Here is a 14,832-nt window from a genome sequence, read left to right on the forward strand (position 1 = left end):
CACAAAGCCCGATACCACAGGAGTTTGGCCGATGCGAAAGACACTGACAATGCTCACGATTGCGCTGGCCCTGCCAGCCGGTGCGGCGCTGGCCGACGACGACTGCCGCGTGCCGATGGCCGACTGGCAGCCGCGCGAGGCGGTCATGGCGTTTGCCGCCGAACAGGGCTGGACCGTGTCCCGCCTCAAGATCGACGACGGCTGCTACGAGATCAAGGGCGAGAACGCCGATGGCCACTGGATCGAAGTCACCATCGACCCCGGCACTCTCGACCTGGTCGAGATGACGATCCGCTATCGTGACGAGATGGGCCGCCCGCTGCCGATCCGCACCCGCGATGACGATGACGACGATGACGACGACTGAGACCGCCCCGGACCGGGCCGCGCCGACACGTGTCGCGGCCAAGGTCCGGGTCTGGGACCCGCTTGTTCGGGTGTTTCACTGGGGCCTCGTGGCCGCCGTCGCCATCGCCTGGCTGACCGCCGACGAGGTGGAACGCGTTCACGAGATCGCAGGCTATACCGTCGCGGGCCTTGTCGCCTTTCGCCTGGTCTGGGGCTTTGCCGGTGGCCGCTACGCACGTTTCGGGCAGTTCCTGCGCGGCCCGGCCTCGGTGCTGGGTCATGTCGGTGACATGATCCGCGGGCGCGAGCGGCGCTATCTCGGCCACAACCCTGCCGGTGCGGCGATGATCGTGGCGCTTCTGATCACGCTGTCGGGCACCGCCTTCACCGGCTGGCTGATCGCCGAGCCCGAGCGCATCGCGCGGTTGCCCGAGATGCCCCGGATCGTGACCCCGGCGCGCGCCGATGACGACGACCACTGGCGCGGCGACCGCGCCGAGGACGCGCTGGAAGATGTGCACGAGACCCTGGCCAACCTGCTCCTGATCCTTGTCGCACTGCATGTGGCCGGAGTTGCCGTGGCGTCCTTCAGCCACCGCGAAAACCTCGTGCGCGCCATGATCACCGGCGACAAGCGCGCGCCCGATCCCGACGACATCGCGTAAGCGGCATACCCCCCGCCGCATGCGCCACAGGCCCCGCCCGCACGCCGGACGGGGCCGTTTGGTTCCTGACGCCAGGCTGACGTGAAAACGGCGCGCACGTCAGCAAGGCTCAAGGCGGACCCGCCAGGCTGGGTGCATCGACACACCAGCGGAAAAGAGGTTCCCATGACACCCAGACTGATCATCGCCGCCACCCTTTCGGCCCTCGCCCTCCCGGCTGTCGCGGCACCGAACGAAACCCCCTATGCCCTGAGCGCCGCGCATGACGACTTCGAGGCCCAGCTTGCCCGGCTGGCGCAGCGCCGCGACGAGATCGGCGCAGCCGCCGGCACGGCGGCGACCCTCATGGCCGCGCACAATGCCGCGCAGGAGCGGCTGGTCCTGCCGCTGCTCGGCCGGGCCGAGACCAGCGCGTCCGGGGCCGCAGGGGCGGACCTGCCCGACCGGGCACATCTGGAGGCGGAGCTTTTGCAGCTCCATGACGGCGATGTCGATCTCGTCACCGCGCTGGTCGAGCTTTACGCCCTCGCCGAAGAGACCGCAGAGCCCGAGGTCGCGCGCCTGGCCGAGCGGATGATCTGGCACCAGACCGGCGACGTTGAGGTGCTCTATCCGGCGGCCCTGCTGGTCGAGGCGGCGCTGCGCGCACGGGCAAGCGAGGCGCAAGCCGTGTCCGGCAACTGACGCACCTTCGCACCCGGCCATCCGGTTCCTGACGCGAGGCTGACGCGGTTTCTGCCAGCCCGTCAGGTGCCCCTCAGGTCGAAGGCCCAGATTGACCTCAGCAACCGAAAGGAGACCCCGACCATGAAACCGAAACTGACCCATGTTGTGGCGTTCACCGCGTTCGCCGGCCTTGCCGCCCTGAGCGCGGGCGTGGCGCTGGCCGACGACGACGACTGCCGCGTGCCGATGGCCGACTGGCAACCGCGCGAGGCGGTGATCGCACTGGCCGACGAAAACGGCTGGATGCTGCACGAGATCGAGATCGACGATGGCTGCTACGAGATCGAGGCGCGCAACCGCGAAGGCCGCGACATCGAGGTGACGCTCGACCCCCGGACCCTCGCGGTGATCGAGATCGAGTATGACGATGACGACGACAAGGCGCGCGGCAACCGGCGCGGGCCGACGCCTGCCGGCACCATTGCCCCGCCCGCGAACGGCCTGTTCGAGAACGCCACGCCGCCGCAAGTGAAATCCAACTGACCCCGACAGCGGCACGGCGCCGACCGCGCGCCGTGCCGACCCCATCCCCCATTCCCAGCACAGAGATCGACCATGAAATCCCTGCTTGCCTCCCTCGCGCTGACCACGGCGCTGACCGCCCCCGGCCTGGCGCTCGCCAAGCCGGTCACCTTCACCACCACGCTCAATGCCTACGGCGGCGACGGCGCCTATCTTGCGCTCTATGTCACCGATGCGCAGGGCAGCTATGTCGGCAGCCTGTGGATGGCTGGCGGCAAGTCGAAATACTATGAGCACCTGTCGGACTGGTATCGCGCCACCGGCGGCGACCCGGCGCAGATCGACGGCATCACCGGCGCCAGCGTCGGGGCGGGGCGGACGCTCGAGATCACGCTCGACCTGACCGACGCGCTGTTCGATGCGGGCTATACCCTGCATATCGACGCCTCGGTCGAGGACATGCGCGACAGCCCCAATGAAGTCGCGGTGCCGCTGACCACTGAAGGCGCCGGGCAGACGGTGCGCGGACGCCGCTACATCGCCAGCTTCAGCTACGATATGTGAGGCGATGAGATGATACGCAGGCTTCACCGCTGGCCCGCGCTGGCCGCCCTCGCGCTCGTCGCGCTTCTCAGCCTGAGCGGGGCGGCGCTGTCGGTGTTTCCGGCAGCCGAGCGGATCGCCGCGCCGCAGGCCGGGGCGGGCCTGACGGTCGCCACCCTGGCCACCCGCATCCAGACCGCCTATCCCGGCGTCGAACAGATCCGCCGCGCCCCGTCCGGGCGGATCACCGCGTGGTGGTTCGACAATGGCACGCCGGGCGCCGCCGTCATCGACCCGGCAACGGGTCAGGGCGTGGCCCCCGCCGACCCCGGCCGGGCCGAACGCTGGCTGACCAACCTGCACCGCTCGCTGTTTCTGGGCGACGCGGGGCGCCTTGCGATGGCCGCCGGGGCGGCGGCGATGCTGGTCCTGTCGCTGTCCGGCGCGGCGTTGGTCGCCCGGCGCGCGGGCGGCTGGCGGCACTGGTTCGCACGCACCCGCGGGCCGCGTGCCGGGCGGCTGCATGTCGGGATCGCGCGGCTCGTTGTGCCGGGCCTGGTGCTGTCCTCCGCCACCGCCCTGTGGATGACGGCCTCCACCTTCGACCTGCTGCCCGATAGCGCCGCCGCACCGGCGTTTCCGACCGAGGTGAGCGGCGAGACCGGCGTGGCGCTCGACCGGCTGGCGCTGCTGGGCGACACGCCGGTGGCCGAGCTGCGCGAACTCAGCTTTCCCTTTCCCGACGACGCCACGGATGTCTTCACGCTCAGGACCGACCGGGGTGCCGGGTATCTCGACCAGGGCACCGGCGCGCTGCTGGCCTGGGACGACCTTGGCGGCTGGGCGCGGGTCTCGGAAACCGTCTACATGCTGCATACCGGCCAGGGCGCGGCGGCGCTGGGGCTGGTGCTGGGCCTGATGGCGCTTGGCGTGCCCGCGATGGGGGCCAGCGGTGTTCTGGTCTGGCGGGCCGGGCGGCGCGGGCGCGGGCGCATCCGCGCCAACCAGCCCGCCCGCCGGGCCCGGACGATCCTGCTGGTGGGCAGCGAGGGCGGCAGCACCTGGGGGTTCGCCGCAACGCTGCACGCGGCCCTGACCGAGGCCGGGCACAGCGTTCACACGGCACCCATGTCGGCCTTCGCGCCGGACCGCTACACCAACGCCGAACGGATCATCGTGCTGGCCGCGACCTACGGCAACGGCGCGGCCCCAGCGACCGCCCGCGACTTTCTCGACCGGCTGGAGCGGCTGGACACCGCCCCCGCCGCGCCGCTCGCCGTGCTCGGGTTCGGTGACCGCAGCTTTCCCGCCTATTGTGCCTTTGCCCACGCCGTCGAAGCGGCGGCAGCGGAAAAAGGCTGGCGCGAACTGATGCCGCTCGACACGGTGGACCGCCAGTCGCCGCAGGACTTCGCGCGCTGGGGGCGGGCGCTGGAGCAGGTGCTGGGCATCGACCTCGAGCTTGCGCACCGGCCCGTGCAACCGCCGACCGAGCGCCTGACGCTGATTTCGCGGCGCGACTTCGGCGCCGAGGTGCAGGCCCCGACCGCCATCCTGCGCTTTGCCCTGCCGCGCACGACGCTGTGGCAGCGGCTGAGCGGGGCGGGTTTCGCGCGCTTCGAGGCGGGCGACCTGATCGGCATCCTGCCCGACGGCAGCCCGGTGCCGCGCCTCTACTCGCTCGCCTCCGCCCGCCGCGACGGGTTTGTCGAGATCGTGGTCAGGAAACATCCCGGCGGCCTGTGCTCGGGGCAACTCACCGCGCTCGAACCCGGCGACAGCGTGACCGCCTTTCTGCGCCGCAATCCCGGCTTCCGGCCCGGCCGCCGCGCCCGGCCCCTGATCCTGATCGGGGCCGGGACCGGCATCGGCCCGCTGGCGGGGATCACCCGCGCCAACACGCGGCGGCGGCCCATCCACCTGTTTTTCGGAATGCGCCACCCCGACAGCGATTTCTTCTACCAGGGCGAGATCGCAACCTGGCAGGCCGAGGGCAGGCTGGCCCGTCTGGTCACCGCCGTGTCGCGCGGGCAGCGGCCATATTACGTGCAGGACGCGCTGCGCGGCGAGGCCGCCGAGGTCGCCCGGCTGATCCGGGGCGGGGCGCGCGTGATGGTCTGCGGCGGGCGCGACATGGCGGCGGGCGTGGCCGATGCGATGGCCGACATCCTCGCGCCCGTGGGGCTGACCCCGGCGCTCTTGAAGGCCGAGGGGCGCTATGTCGAAGATGTCTACTGAACCGGCGCGCCTGGCCCTGAACGGCGCGACGATGGGCACGCGCTGGCAGGCCACGTTCTTCGCTGCGCCGGGTTTCGACCCGGACCCGGTGCGCGCCGCGCTCCAGCAAGCCGTCGACGAGGTCGACGCCCAGATGTCCACCTGGCGGGCCGACAGCGACCTCATGCGCCTCAACGCGGCTGAAACCGGCGCATGGGTGATGGTGCCGGACCGGCTGCGGCAGGTCCTGGCGCTCGGGCTGGAGATCGGGCGCGCCTCGGGCGGCGCTTTCGACATCGGCATGGGCGACGCGGTCACGGCCTGGGGCTTTGGCCCCGAGGACGCGGCGCCCGAGGCGATCCGGGCCGCGATGACCCGGCGGCGCGGACCGGCACACACGATGCTGGAAATTGACGGGGACCGCGTGCGCAAGACCGCGCCCGTCGCGCTCGACCTCAATGGCATCGCCAAGGGCCACGGCACCGACCGGCTGGCCGAGACGCTGGTTGCGCTTGGCATCGATGCGGGCCTTGTCGGCATCGACGGCGAGATGCGCGCGCTCGGGGTCAGGCCCGACGGGCAGCCCTGGGCCATCGCGGTGGAAGCGCCCGACTTCGCCGCCCGCGCGCCGCATTCCGTCCTTGCGCTCGAGGATGCGGCGGTCGCGACCTCGGGCGACTATCGCCACTGGGTCGAGGTGCAGGGACGCCGCCTGTCGCACACGATGGACCCGGACAAGGGCAGGCCGCTTCCCGCCCCGCCGGCCTCGGTCACCGTCGTCGCGCGCACCTGCGCCGAGGCCGACGCCTGGGCAACCGCCCTGATGGTGCTGGGCCCCGACAAGGGGGGCGAACTGGCGCGCGAGCGCGGGCTCGACGCGCTGTTCCTGATGCGCGATCAGGACGGGCGCACCACCAGCCGCGCAACGGGCCGTCTGTTCGGACAAGGCGCGGCGCAGAGCCGAACCGCCCCGGCCAAGCTCCGTTGAGCGCCCGGGGTGTCGCGCGACAACAGCGACGCGCGCCCTACCCCTTGCGGTATTTGTCCAGCCCGCCGGATTTCAACGCCTCGACCAGGTCGCGTTTGCGGATCTTGGCGGCTTCGACCGGCATGTCGTCGATCAGCTCGATCCGGCGCGGCACCTTGTAGGCGGCGAGGTTGTCGCGGCAGAAGGCCATGAGGTCATCGGCGCTGACCTCGCGGCCCTCGAGCGGGACCACCACCGCCACCGGGATCTCGCCCTTGGCCTCGTCGGGTTCGGGGACCACCGCGCAGATCGACACGCCGCCGTGCTGGTAGAGCGTGCTTTCGACCTCGAGCGGGTAGATGTTGTGGCCGCCGGTGATGATCACGTCCTTCTTGCGGTCGACGATGAACAAAAACCCGTCCGCATCGACATAGCCCAGATCGCCGGAGCGCCAGCCGTCGGGGCCGAAAGCCGCTGCCGTGGCCTCGGGGTCGTCGGCATAGCCCGGGGTGACGCAATCGCCGCCGATCACCACTTCGCCGACCTCGCCCACCGGCATCGGCTGGCCGTCCTCGTCCACGATCAGGATGCGCGACGACCCCACCGGCAGGCCGGCGGCGCCGGGTTTTCTGAGGCCCGCGACCGGTTCCATCACGTTCTGGCCGCAGGTTTCGGTGGCGCCGTAGACCTGGCTGACCTTGACGCCGGACAGCTCCTCGAACCGGCGGATCACCGGCTGCGGCACCGGCGAGCCGCCGGTGGTGCAGACCCTGAGCGAGGTCAGGTCGTGGCGCGCGGGGTCATAGCCGCCGACCATGTAGACATACATCGTGGGGGTTCCGCCGAAGTAGCTGGCCTTGTGGCGCGCGATGTCGGTCAGCACGCGCTCGGTGTCCCAGCGTTCATGCAGGACCATGGTGCCGCCGGTATAGGCGCAGAGGTTCAGCGTCACCGTGAGGCCGAAATTGGTGAACAGCGGCACCGCGCAGAGATAGGTTTCGCGGCCGTATTGCGTCCCGTGCGCGACCATCATGTCGCGAAAGCTCGAACAATTGTTGAAATGGGTCTGCTCGATCGCCTTGGGCCGTCCCGTGGTGCCGGAGGTGAAGAACAGCGCGGCGGTGTCGTGGGGGGTGGCGGGGTGGTCGTCGAAGCTGTCGGGCGCGTCCTTCATGGCGGCGTCGAGGTCGGTATCCCCTGCCCCCGCCGCCCCGCCGGTGACGAAGGCAGGCACGTCGCCGGGCAGGTCGGCGCGGATGGTGTCGAAATAGGCCTGCGTCGCCGCGTCCGTCACCAGCGCGCGGATGCGGCTCGACGACAGGATCGCGGTCAGTTCGGACTGGCGGAACATGGCGCTGATCGGGGCGGGCACCGCGCCGAGGCGCTGGCAGGCCCAGAACGCCACCGCCATCATCGGCGTCGACGGCAGATAAAGCCCGACCCGGTCGCCCGGCCCGATGCCGGCGGCACCGAGGACATTGGCCATGCGCGCAGTGCGGCGGCCGAACTCGGCATGGCTGATGCGCTCATCCTCCCAGATCAGGAAGGTCTGGTCGGGGATCAGTGCCACGTTGCGCGCGAGTATCTGGGGGAGCGTTTCCATTCGCCACTTGTCCTGTCCTGGGTATCGCGGTTTCTGGCAGGCGGCGGGCGGCGGCACATCGTCCGCGAGGACTATTGCCCGCGTCGTCCGGGCGGACGATGCGCGGGCGCGGGGCGATGGTCAATCTGGGCGAAAGACACGGGAGGGGCGGCATGGGACGGCTTGACGGCAAGGTGGCGATCATCACCGGGGCGACCTCGGGCATCGGGGCCGTGGCGGCGCGGCTGTTCGCCGCCGAAGGTGCCAAGGTGGCGGTGAGCGGGCGCAGCGCGGAACGGGGCGCTGCCGTGGTCGAAGGCATCCGGGCGGCGGGGTTTGAGGCCGCGTTCTTCGCCGCCGATTTCGACGAGACCGACAGCGTCGGCGCGATGGTCGACGCGGCGGCGGCGCATTTCGGCGGGCTTCACGTGCTTTACAACAACGCGGGCGGGTCGAGTGCCGAGGATGGCCCCCTGACCGAAGCGCCCGAGGCCGAGTTCTGGCGCTGCATGCGGGTGGACCTCTTTGGCACATGGCTGACCTCGCGCCACGCGATCCCGCATATGCGCAAGAGCGGCGGCGGCTCGATCATAAACTCGTCGTCCATCGTCGGCGCGATGGGCATTCCCAACCGCGATGCCTATACGGCGGCCAAGGGCGGCGTGATCGCGCTGGGCCGGTCGATGGCGGTGGAGTTCGCGCCCGACAACATCCGCGTCAACACGCTGGTGGCCGGCGCGGTCGGCACCGACCGGGTGATGAAGTTCTACGAGACCGAGCCGCATCTGAAGGCGCAGTGGGACGCCTACCTGCTGGGCATCGCGACGCCCGAGGACGTGGCGAATGCGGCGCTGTTCCTGGCCTCGGACGAAAGCGCGCGGACCACCGGGCATATGCTGCCGGTGGACAGCGGTATTCTCATTTCGTGACGGGCGGCTCGGCGTAGGTCAGGCCAAGGCGCGGCTGGGCGTCGCGCAGGGTCTCGTCGAAGGCGCGCGCGATGGCGTCCACGTCCCAGTCGCCCGTGAGGACCGGGGCGGCGATCATCGGGTGGGTCACCAGCGACAGGTCGCGGCCCGCGATGCGGACAAGCTGGCCGGTGATGCCTTGGGCGGCATCCGACAACAGGTAGCTGACCAGCGGCGCGTTCGTCTCGGGCGTTGGCAGCGTGGTATAGGCCACGTCGCGCGAGGCCGATTGTTCGGCCAGCAGCGCGGCGTTGGTCCTGGCCATCGCGGTTTCGGCCAGCGGCGAGATCGCGTTGACGCGGATCGGCGTGTCGCGCAGCTCCATCGCCCAGCTGTAGGTCAGCGAGGCGATGCCGCCCTTGGTCGCGGCGTAGGCACCGAGGCCGATGTCGCCCGCCTGCGAGCCGGAGGCGACGTTGACGATGGCGCCGCCGCTGCCCTGTTCGCGGAACGCCGCGACGGCGGCCTGGGTGCATTGGGCAGTGCCGAAAAGGTTGACCTCGAACATCCGGCGCAGGTCGGCAGGCCACATCGCCTCGATCTTGCCGGGGCGCAGGATGCCCGCGTTGTTGACGAAGCCGGTGATGGTGCCGAAGGCGTCGCGGCAGGCGGCGACCAGGTCGCGGCCCGCGCCGGGGCGGCTGATGTCGCAGGGCAGCGCCACGGCGCGTCCGCCGGCGGCGGTGATCTCGTCTGCAACGCGCTCGGCGTCCGGTCCGACGATATCGTTGACGAGGACCGCAGCACCGAGGCTGGCGGCGTGGCGGGCATAGGCGGCCCCGAGGCCGTCGCCCGCGCCGGTGATCACGATGGCCTTGCCGGTGAGGGTGATCATGGCGCCTCCTTTTCCAGGGACAGCAACGCGCGGGCGGCCTCGGAGCCGTCGAGCAGCCGGGTTTCGCGGGTAATGATGCGCCAGCCCCCTGCCCCGCGCGCCAGATGGATGCGGTTGGCGCTGACCCGGGCGGCACGCCAGCCGTCGCCGTCGGCCACTAAGACCTGCGAATAGCAGATCGCCGTTGCGCGGTCGCCGTCGAGCGTGACCAGCGGCAGGCTGAGCACATGGGCGCAGCCGCGCGCCACGAAATCGCGGTGGGTGTCGAGGTCGACCAGCGCGCCCACAGCCTTGGCCCCGTCCAGCCTTGGCCCGCCGAAATCATAGCTGCCATCCTCGGCCCAAAGCGCGGCGGTGGCTTGGGCGTTGCGGGTGTCGACGGCGGGGCCGTAGCTTGCGATCAGGCGCATGATGGCCAACTCGTCCTCGAGCGCGCGCTGGCGGGATTCGAGGGCTGCGAGGCGGGCGGTGAGGTCTGTGTCGGCCATGTCTTTCCTATCCCGCCGGTGCGCCAGCGGCGGCGAAGGCACCCCAGCCGCCATCGACCGGCAGCACCGCGCCATTCACGTAGCTGGCCCAGTCGGAAGCGAGAAACGCCATCGCGCGGGCCATTTCGTCAGGCTCGGCAAAGCGGGCGAGCGGCGTGCGCGCCTCGATCACGGCCGGGTCAAACGCCTTTTTCTCGATCAGGTCGGCCACCATCGGAGTGCGGGTATAGCCCGGCGCGATGGTGTTGGTGCGCAGCCCGCGCGGCCCCCATTCGCAGGCCATCGAGGCGGTCATGTGATCGACCCCCGCCTTGGCCGCACCGTAGCCCGCCCGGCCCGGAAACGAGCCCTGGGCGCAGATCGACGAGATCAGCACGATGGCCCCCGCACCGCGCGGCAGCATGCGCCGCGCTGCCGCCTGGGCGATCAGGAATGCGCCGTTCAGGTCAACGTCGATCACCCGCCGCCAGGTGTCGGCGTCGAGATCCTCGCTGGGAATGTGCGGCTGGGCAATGCCGGCGGCGTTGACGAGGATATCAAGCCCGCCCATCGCCGCCTCGGCGGCCCCGGTCATGGCGGCGCAGTCGTCCGCGCTGGTGATGTCGCCGGTGAGCGCGGCGATTGCGCCGGTGTCGGGCCGCGCCGCCCGGACCGCGCCTTCGTCGATATCGGCGATCACCACCCGTGCCCCCAGCCCCGCGAACACCTTTGCGGCGGCAAAGCCGATGCCGCTGGCCCCGCCGGTGATCAGCGCGCGCTTGCCGTCGAGGCGCAGGCCGGGGTGGTCGGTCATGTGGCCGCCTCGGGGTCGCGCAGCTTGTCCTTCATCACCTTGCCCTGCGGGCTGGTGGGCAGCGAGGTGCGGAATTCGACCTGACGCGGCACCTTGAAATTGGCGATGTTCTCGCGCGCCCAGGCGATCAGCTCGGCCTCGGTGGCGGTCTTGCCGGGGCGCAGCACCACGAAGGCCTTGCCGACCTCGCCCAGCCGTTCATCCGGCACACCGATCACCGCGATCTGGCCGATGGCCGGGTGCTGGCTCATGTAGCGCTCGATCTCGGCGGGGTAGCAGTTGAAGCCGCCGCAGATGAACATGTCCTTGATCCGGTCCTCGATGCGCAGGTTGCCGTTCTCGTCGAAATGGCCGACATCGCCGGTGTGCAGCCAGCCGTCCTTGTCGATGGTTTTCGCGGTGGCTTCGGGGTTGTTGAAATAGCCCTGCATCACGAGATAGCCGCGAATGACCACCTCGCCGGGCTGGCCATCGGGCAGGAAGGCGCCGTCCTCGTCCATGATCCGCACCTCGACGCCCGGCGCGGGCTTGCCGGAGGTGTTGGCGATCACGTCGTCGGGGTCTTGCGAGTCGCACATCGTGCCGAAGCCGCCGCATTCGGTCAGGCCATAGCCGTTGACCACGCCCTGAAAGCCCAGATCGGCGCGCATCCGGCGGATCAACTCGGACGGCACGACCGAGCCGCCGGTGACTCCAAGGCGCAGCGACGAGGTGTCGAAGCGGTCGAACTCGGGGTGCAGCAGCATCGACTGGAACAGGGCCGGCGGGCCGGGGATGACGCTGATCCTGTCACGCGCCACGCGGGTCAGCACCGCCTCGGCGTCGAAGGTCTGGTGCGGCAGCAGCACCGCGCCGCGCATCAGGGACACGATGGCCCCGGCGCGGTAGCCGAAGGCGTGAAAGAAGGGCGAGATCACCAGCACCCGGTCGCGGTGGCGCAGCCCGACCTGGGTGGCCCAGGCATCGACCACCTGCAGGCATTGCCTGTGGGCATAGCACACGCCCTTGGGATGGCCGGTGGTGCCGGAGGTGAACAGGATATCACAGAGGTCGCCGGGGCCGATCAGAGCCTCGCGCGCGGCCAGATCGGCCTCGGGGATCACCTCGCCCTCGGCCAGGAACGCGTCCCAGCCGGTGTCGGGGGCGCGGGCCTCGTCCAGCACCACCACGCGCTCGAGCCGGGCGCGGGTCGCCTCGGTCAACTCGCTGGGATAGTAGCGGTCGAGGAAATCGCCCGCCGAGAACATCATCCGCGCGCCGCTGCGCTCCACCAGGTCGGCCACTTCGTTGGCGCGGAACCGGGTCGAGACCGGCACCATCACGCCGCCCGCCGAGACGATGCCGAAGGCCGCCGCGATCCACTTCCAGCCGTTGGGCGCCCAGATCATCACCCGGTCGCCCTTGGCGATGCCCTGCGCCAACAGCGCGCGGGCGACCTGGCGGCGGATGCGGTCGAACGCGACATAGGTGAGCGTGGTGTCACCGTCCTCGATGGCGACCAGATCGCCATAGACCTCGGCGGTCCTGGCCGAAAGCGCGGGAAGAGTGGTGAAATCCCAGGTGGTGCTGTCTATCTGCATCGTCTGCCTGTCATGTCGTGGCCGGGCCCGGATCGGGCCGGGCGAGTGATACACCGGATCGCGCGGGCGCGGATCGTCCGAAGGGACGACCCTGGTTCACACGCCCATCACAAAGCCCTTGTACCCCGCCGCGCGCACCTGGTCGCAATAGGTCACGTAGTTCCCCAGGCCCCCGATATAGGGCATGAAAACGCGCTTCTTGCCCTCGATATTGGCGCCGAGATACCAGGAATTCCCCTTGGTAAAGAGGGTTCGGTCGGCCAGCTCCGCGACGTGATCGGTCCAGGCGCGGGCGGCGGAGGCCCGCGCCTCGATCAAGCGATGGCCGCGCGCTTCGGCGGCGCGGATCATCTCGAACACCCAGCCGACCTGATGTTCGCCGCCCAGCACCATGTTGGCCAGAACGCCGGGGCAGCCGGGGCCGGAGATGTTGAACAGGTTGGGAAAGCCGGGCACGGCGAGGCCAAGGTAGGTTTCCGGCCCGTCGGCCCAGTCCTCGGCCAGCCGGTTGCCGTGCGGCCCCTCGAAATCGATGCGCACCACCGCGCCGGTGATCGCGTCGAACCCGGTGGCGAGGATCAGGATGTCGGCCTCGTGCAGCCCGGCCTCTGTCACGATGCCCCCGGGCACGATCTCGGTGATCGGATCGCGGCGGAGGTTCACAAGGGTGACGTTGTCGCGGTTGAAGGTCTGGAAATAACCGCTGTCGGTGCAGATCCGCTTGGTGCCGATGGGGGTGTCTTCGGGCATCAGATCCCGGGCGACCTCGGGGTCTTTCACGATGGCGCGGATCTTGTCCTCGGCGAACACCCGGGCCGCGTCGTTGATCTCGGGGTCGGCGGTCTGGTTCTGGAAGACCTTGGCGAACAGCACGCCGCCCTTCTGCCAGCCGTCTTCGAACAGGCGCTGGCGCTCGTCCTCGGGCACCTCGGCAAACGGCACCGGGTGGGCTTCGTGCGGCGAGCCGCCGCCGCTCATGAGCGACTTCGCCCGCCGTGCGGGATAGTTCTCGACAAGCTCCTGCCATTCGTCATCCGGGATCGGGCGGTTCAGCGCCGGGACGCTGTAGTTCGCCGAGCGCTGGAACACCGTCACATGCGCGGCCTCGCGCGCGATGATCGGGATCGACTGCACGCCCGACGAGCCGGTGCCGATCACCGCGACGCGCTTGCCGGCATAGTCCACGCCCTGTTCCGGCCATGTGGCGGTGAAGGCGACCTCGCCCGCGAAGCTGTCGATGCCGGGAATATCCGGGCGCACCGGGGCCGAGAGGCTGCCGACCGCCGAGATCAGCCAGCGCGCCGAGATGGTGCGGCCCGCATCGGTCGTCACCGTCCAGCGTGCCGCATCCTCGTCGAACCGGGCCGAGAGCACGCGTTCGCCAAAATGGATGTGGCGGCGCAGGCGGTAGCGGTCGGCGACGTGGCGGGCATAGTCGAGGATCTCGGGCTGGGTGGCGTAGCGCTCGGACCAGCGCCAGTCGCGCTGAAGCTCGGGATCGAAGGAATAGGAATAGTCGATGCTTTCCACGTCGCAGCGCGCGCCGGGATAGCGGTTCCAGTACCACACGCCGCCGACATCGGGCGCGGCCTCGATGCAGACGGGGTCAAGGCCGAGGCTGCGGGCCTTGTAGATGGCGTAGAGCCCGGCAAAGCCCGCGCCGATGATCGCCACGTCGCATCCGGTCGTCTCGTGCGAAGTCATCGCGCACCTCCTGTCAGCAAGAACCCGTTGATGTCGCGCCACAGCATGTCGCGCATGTCCTCGGCGGGCGGAAAGGTCATCATGGTGGCGAACCCGTGGAACGCCTCGGGGTAATGGCGCAGGCGCAGGGGCACGCCGGAGGCGCGGAGCGCGTCGGCATAGGCTTCGCCCTCGCTGACCAGCGGATCGCGCCCGGCCAGCACCACCACCGCGGGCGGCAGACCGGCATGCGAGCCTGCCCGGATCGGCACGGCATAGTCCGGCGGGTCGGGCAGGTCGTCGCCGCCGAGGTATTGACGCCAGTAGTATTCCATCGCGGCGCGGGTGTTGTAGTGGCCGGAGCCGAAACGGCGGTAGCCCTCGGTTTCGAAATTCGGCTCGATCACCGGGTAGAGCAGCGCCTGCCCGGCGATGCGGTGCAGCCCCCGGTCGCGCGCCACGAGGCAGAGCGCGGCGGCGAGGTTGCCGCCGGCGCTGTCGCCCGCCACCACGATGCGCGCCGGGTCGATGCCGAGGCCGGGGGCGGCGTCAACCAGCCAACCCAAGGCCGCGACGGCATCGTCCAGTGCCGCCGGATAGGGGTGTTCGGGCGCCAGCCGGTAGTCGACCGACACCACGGTCGCGCCGGTCTCGCGGCTCATCCGGCTGCAAAAGCCGTCGAACATCTCGACCGCGCAGAATACGAAACCGCCGCCGTGCAGGTAAAGGATCGCCGGGCGCCCCTCTGCGGCCCCGTGCGGGTGGTAGAGGCGCAGGCGTGGGCCGCCTTCGGGCGTCACGTCCTCGATCCGGGCGACATCATCCAGGTTGTCGGGCGCGATGGCGCGATCGAGGATCAACTGGCGCAGCGTCACCGGGTCGGAGGCGGTCACGTCGGGAAAGGTCTGATCCAGCGTGGCGAGCATCTCGTCGATCTCGCCCAGCGGGTCGGGGAAGGGATAGGTGGGGGGCATG

At 70.3% G+C, this 14,832-nt stretch carries 15 protein-coding genes; 8 read left to right on the forward strand and 7 right to left on the reverse strand.

Annotated elements, in window-relative coordinates; genetic code table 11:
• The first annotated feature begins 31 nt into the window (after positions 1-31).
• The 7 genes from FVF75_RS03175 (at position 32) to FVF75_RS03205 (ending at position 5,949) form a co-directional block, all read left to right on the forward strand.
• On the forward strand, positions 32-367 hold the full coding sequence (locus tag FVF75_RS03175) for a PepSY domain-containing protein (RefSeq protein ID WP_148376285.1): 336 nt from the start codon (positions 32-34) through the stop codon (positions 365-367).
• The gene (locus FVF75_RS03180) at positions 354-1,013 is read left to right on the forward strand and encodes a cytochrome b/b6 domain-containing protein (protein WP_148376286.1); all 660 of its coding nucleotides are present in this window, start codon (positions 354-356) and stop codon (positions 1,011-1,013) included. The genes FVF75_RS03175 and FVF75_RS03180 overlap by 14 nt, the downstream gene beginning before the upstream one ends.
• A 165-nt stretch (positions 1,014-1,178) precedes the next feature.
• Positions 1,179-1,697, forward strand: a complete 519-nt coding sequence (locus FVF75_RS03185) for a hypothetical protein (protein WP_148376287.1) — start codon at positions 1,179-1,181, stop codon at positions 1,695-1,697.
• Between the two features lie 123 nt (positions 1,698-1,820).
• Positions 1,821-2,222 carry a PepSY domain-containing protein gene (locus FVF75_RS03190; protein ID WP_148376288.1) on the forward strand — a complete coding sequence of 134 codons (402 nt, stop codon included), beginning with the start codon at positions 1,821-1,823 and terminating at the stop codon, positions 2,220-2,222.
• A gap of 72 nt (positions 2,223-2,294) precedes the next feature.
• A complete protein-coding gene (locus FVF75_RS03195) occupies positions 2,295-2,765 on the forward strand; it encodes a DUF2271 domain-containing protein (RefSeq protein ID WP_148376289.1) in 471 nt (156 codons plus the stop codon).
• Positions 2,766-2,774: 9 nt separating this feature from the next.
• Positions 2,775-4,982: a PepSY domain-containing protein gene (locus FVF75_RS03200; RefSeq protein WP_148376290.1), complete on the forward strand. Its 2,208-nt coding sequence runs from the start codon at positions 2,775-2,777 to the stop codon at positions 4,980-4,982.
• Positions 4,963-5,949, forward strand: coding sequence for an FAD:protein FMN transferase (locus FVF75_RS03205; protein ID WP_148376291.1), 987 nt, complete (start codon positions 4,963-4,965; stop codon positions 5,947-5,949). The genes FVF75_RS03200 and FVF75_RS03205 overlap by 20 nt, the downstream gene beginning before the upstream one ends.
• A gap of 37 nt (positions 5,950-5,986) precedes the next feature.
• Here FVF75_RS03205 and FVF75_RS03210 read toward each other — a convergent pair whose 3' ends face one another.
• Positions 5,987-7,531: a class I adenylate-forming enzyme family protein gene (locus FVF75_RS03210; protein ID WP_148376292.1), complete on the reverse strand. Its 1,545-nt coding sequence runs from the start codon at positions 7,529-7,531 to the stop codon at positions 5,987-5,989.
• A gap of 152 nt (positions 7,532-7,683) precedes the next feature.
• On the opposite strand from FVF75_RS03210, the gene FVF75_RS03215 reads away from it, so the two are divergent.
• Entirely contained in the window at positions 7,684-8,439 is a 756-nt protein-coding gene (locus FVF75_RS03215) for an SDR family NAD(P)-dependent oxidoreductase (RefSeq protein WP_148376293.1), read from the forward strand.
• Here FVF75_RS03215 and FVF75_RS03220 read toward each other — a convergent pair.
• The 6 genes from FVF75_RS03220 to FVF75_RS03245 all read right to left on the reverse strand — a co-directional run bounded on the left by FVF75_RS03220 (position 8,429) and on the right by FVF75_RS03245 (position 14,831).
• Positions 8,429-9,313, reverse strand: a complete 885-nt coding sequence (locus tag FVF75_RS03220) for an SDR family NAD(P)-dependent oxidoreductase (RefSeq protein WP_148376294.1) — start codon at positions 9,311-9,313, stop codon at positions 8,429-8,431. The genes FVF75_RS03215 and FVF75_RS03220 overlap by 11 nt on opposite strands.
• Complete coding sequence (locus FVF75_RS03225) at positions 9,310-9,801, reverse strand: nuclear transport factor 2 family protein (protein ID WP_222861181.1); 492 nt, start codon at positions 9,799-9,801, stop codon at positions 9,310-9,312. The genes FVF75_RS03220 and FVF75_RS03225 overlap by 4 nt, the downstream gene beginning before the upstream one ends.
• Positions 9,802-9,808: 7 nt before the next feature.
• Complete coding sequence (locus FVF75_RS03230) at positions 9,809-10,594, reverse strand: SDR family NAD(P)-dependent oxidoreductase (protein ID WP_148376296.1); 786 nt, start codon at positions 10,592-10,594, stop codon at positions 9,809-9,811.
• Positions 10,591-12,174 carry a FadD3 family acyl-CoA ligase gene (locus tag FVF75_RS03235; RefSeq protein ID WP_148376297.1) on the reverse strand — a complete coding sequence of 528 codons (1,584 nt, stop codon included), beginning with the start codon at positions 12,172-12,174 and terminating at the stop codon, positions 10,591-10,593. The genes FVF75_RS03230 and FVF75_RS03235 overlap by 4 nt, the downstream gene beginning before the upstream one ends.
• 96 nt (positions 12,175-12,270) lie before the next feature.
• Positions 12,271-13,878: a flavin-containing monooxygenase gene (locus tag FVF75_RS03240; protein WP_148376298.1), complete on the reverse strand. Its 1,608-nt coding sequence runs from the start codon at positions 13,876-13,878 to the stop codon at positions 12,271-12,273.
• On the reverse strand, positions 13,875-14,831 hold the full coding sequence (locus FVF75_RS03245; protein ID WP_148376471.1) for an alpha/beta hydrolase: 957 nt from the start codon (positions 14,829-14,831) through the stop codon (positions 13,875-13,877). The genes FVF75_RS03240 and FVF75_RS03245 overlap by 4 nt, the downstream gene beginning before the upstream one ends.
• Between the last annotated feature and the right edge of the window lies 1 nt (position 14,832).

Origin of the sequence: Maritimibacter fusiformis, assembly GCF_008086115.1 — a bacterium.
Taxonomy (GTDB): Bacteria; Pseudomonadota; Alphaproteobacteria; order Rhodobacterales; family Rhodobacteraceae; genus Muriiphilus; species Muriiphilus fusiformis.

Excerpts from the sequence above, each read along its gene's own strand:
- FVF75_RS03175 (WP_148376285.1), top strand. The coding sequence starts at position 32 with ATGCGAAAGACACTGACAATGCTCACGATTGCGCTGGCCCTGCCAGCC.
- FVF75_RS03180 (WP_148376286.1), top strand. The coding sequence starts at position 354 with ATGACGACGACTGAGACCGCCCCGGACCGGGCCGCGCCGACACGTGTC.
- FVF75_RS03185 (WP_148376287.1), top strand. The coding sequence starts at position 1,179 with ATGACACCCAGACTGATCATCGCCGCCACCCTTTCGGCCCTCGCCCTC.
- FVF75_RS03190 (WP_148376288.1), top strand. The coding sequence starts at position 1,821 with ATGAAACCGAAACTGACCCATGTTGTGGCGTTCACCGCGTTCGCCGGC.
- FVF75_RS03195 (WP_148376289.1), top strand. The coding sequence starts at position 2,295 with ATGAAATCCCTGCTTGCCTCCCTCGCGCTGACCACGGCGCTGACCGCC.
- FVF75_RS03200 (WP_148376290.1), top strand. The coding sequence starts at position 2,775 with ATGATACGCAGGCTTCACCGCTGGCCCGCGCTGGCCGCCCTCGCGCTC.
- FVF75_RS03205 (WP_148376291.1), top strand. The coding sequence starts at position 4,963 with ATGTCGAAGATGTCTACTGAACCGGCGCGCCTGGCCCTGAACGGCGCG.
- FVF75_RS03210 (WP_148376292.1), bottom strand. The coding sequence starts at position 7,531 with ATGGAAACGCTCCCCCAGATACTCGCGCGCAACGTGGCACTGATCCCC.
- FVF75_RS03215 (WP_148376293.1), top strand. The coding sequence starts at position 7,684 with ATGGGACGGCTTGACGGCAAGGTGGCGATCATCACCGGGGCGACCTCG.
- FVF75_RS03220 (WP_148376294.1), bottom strand. The coding sequence starts at position 9,313 with ATGATCACCCTCACCGGCAAGGCCATCGTGATCACCGGCGCGGGCGAC.
- FVF75_RS03225 (WP_222861181.1), bottom strand. The coding sequence starts at position 9,801 with ATGGCCGACACAGACCTCACCGCCCGCCTCGCAGCCCTCGAATCCCGC.
- FVF75_RS03230 (WP_148376296.1), bottom strand. The coding sequence starts at position 10,594 with ATGACCGACCACCCCGGCCTGCGCCTCGACGGCAAGCGCGCGCTGATC.
- FVF75_RS03235 (WP_148376297.1), bottom strand. The coding sequence starts at position 12,174 with ATGCAGATAGACAGCACCACCTGGGATTTCACCACTCTTCCCGCGCTT.
- FVF75_RS03240 (WP_148376298.1), bottom strand. The coding sequence starts at position 13,878 with ATGACTTCGCACGAGACGACCGGATGCGACGTGGCGATCATCGGCGCG.
- FVF75_RS03245 (WP_148376471.1), bottom strand. The coding sequence starts at position 14,831 with ATGCCCCCCACCTATCCCTTCCCCGACCCGCTGGGCGAGATCGACGAG.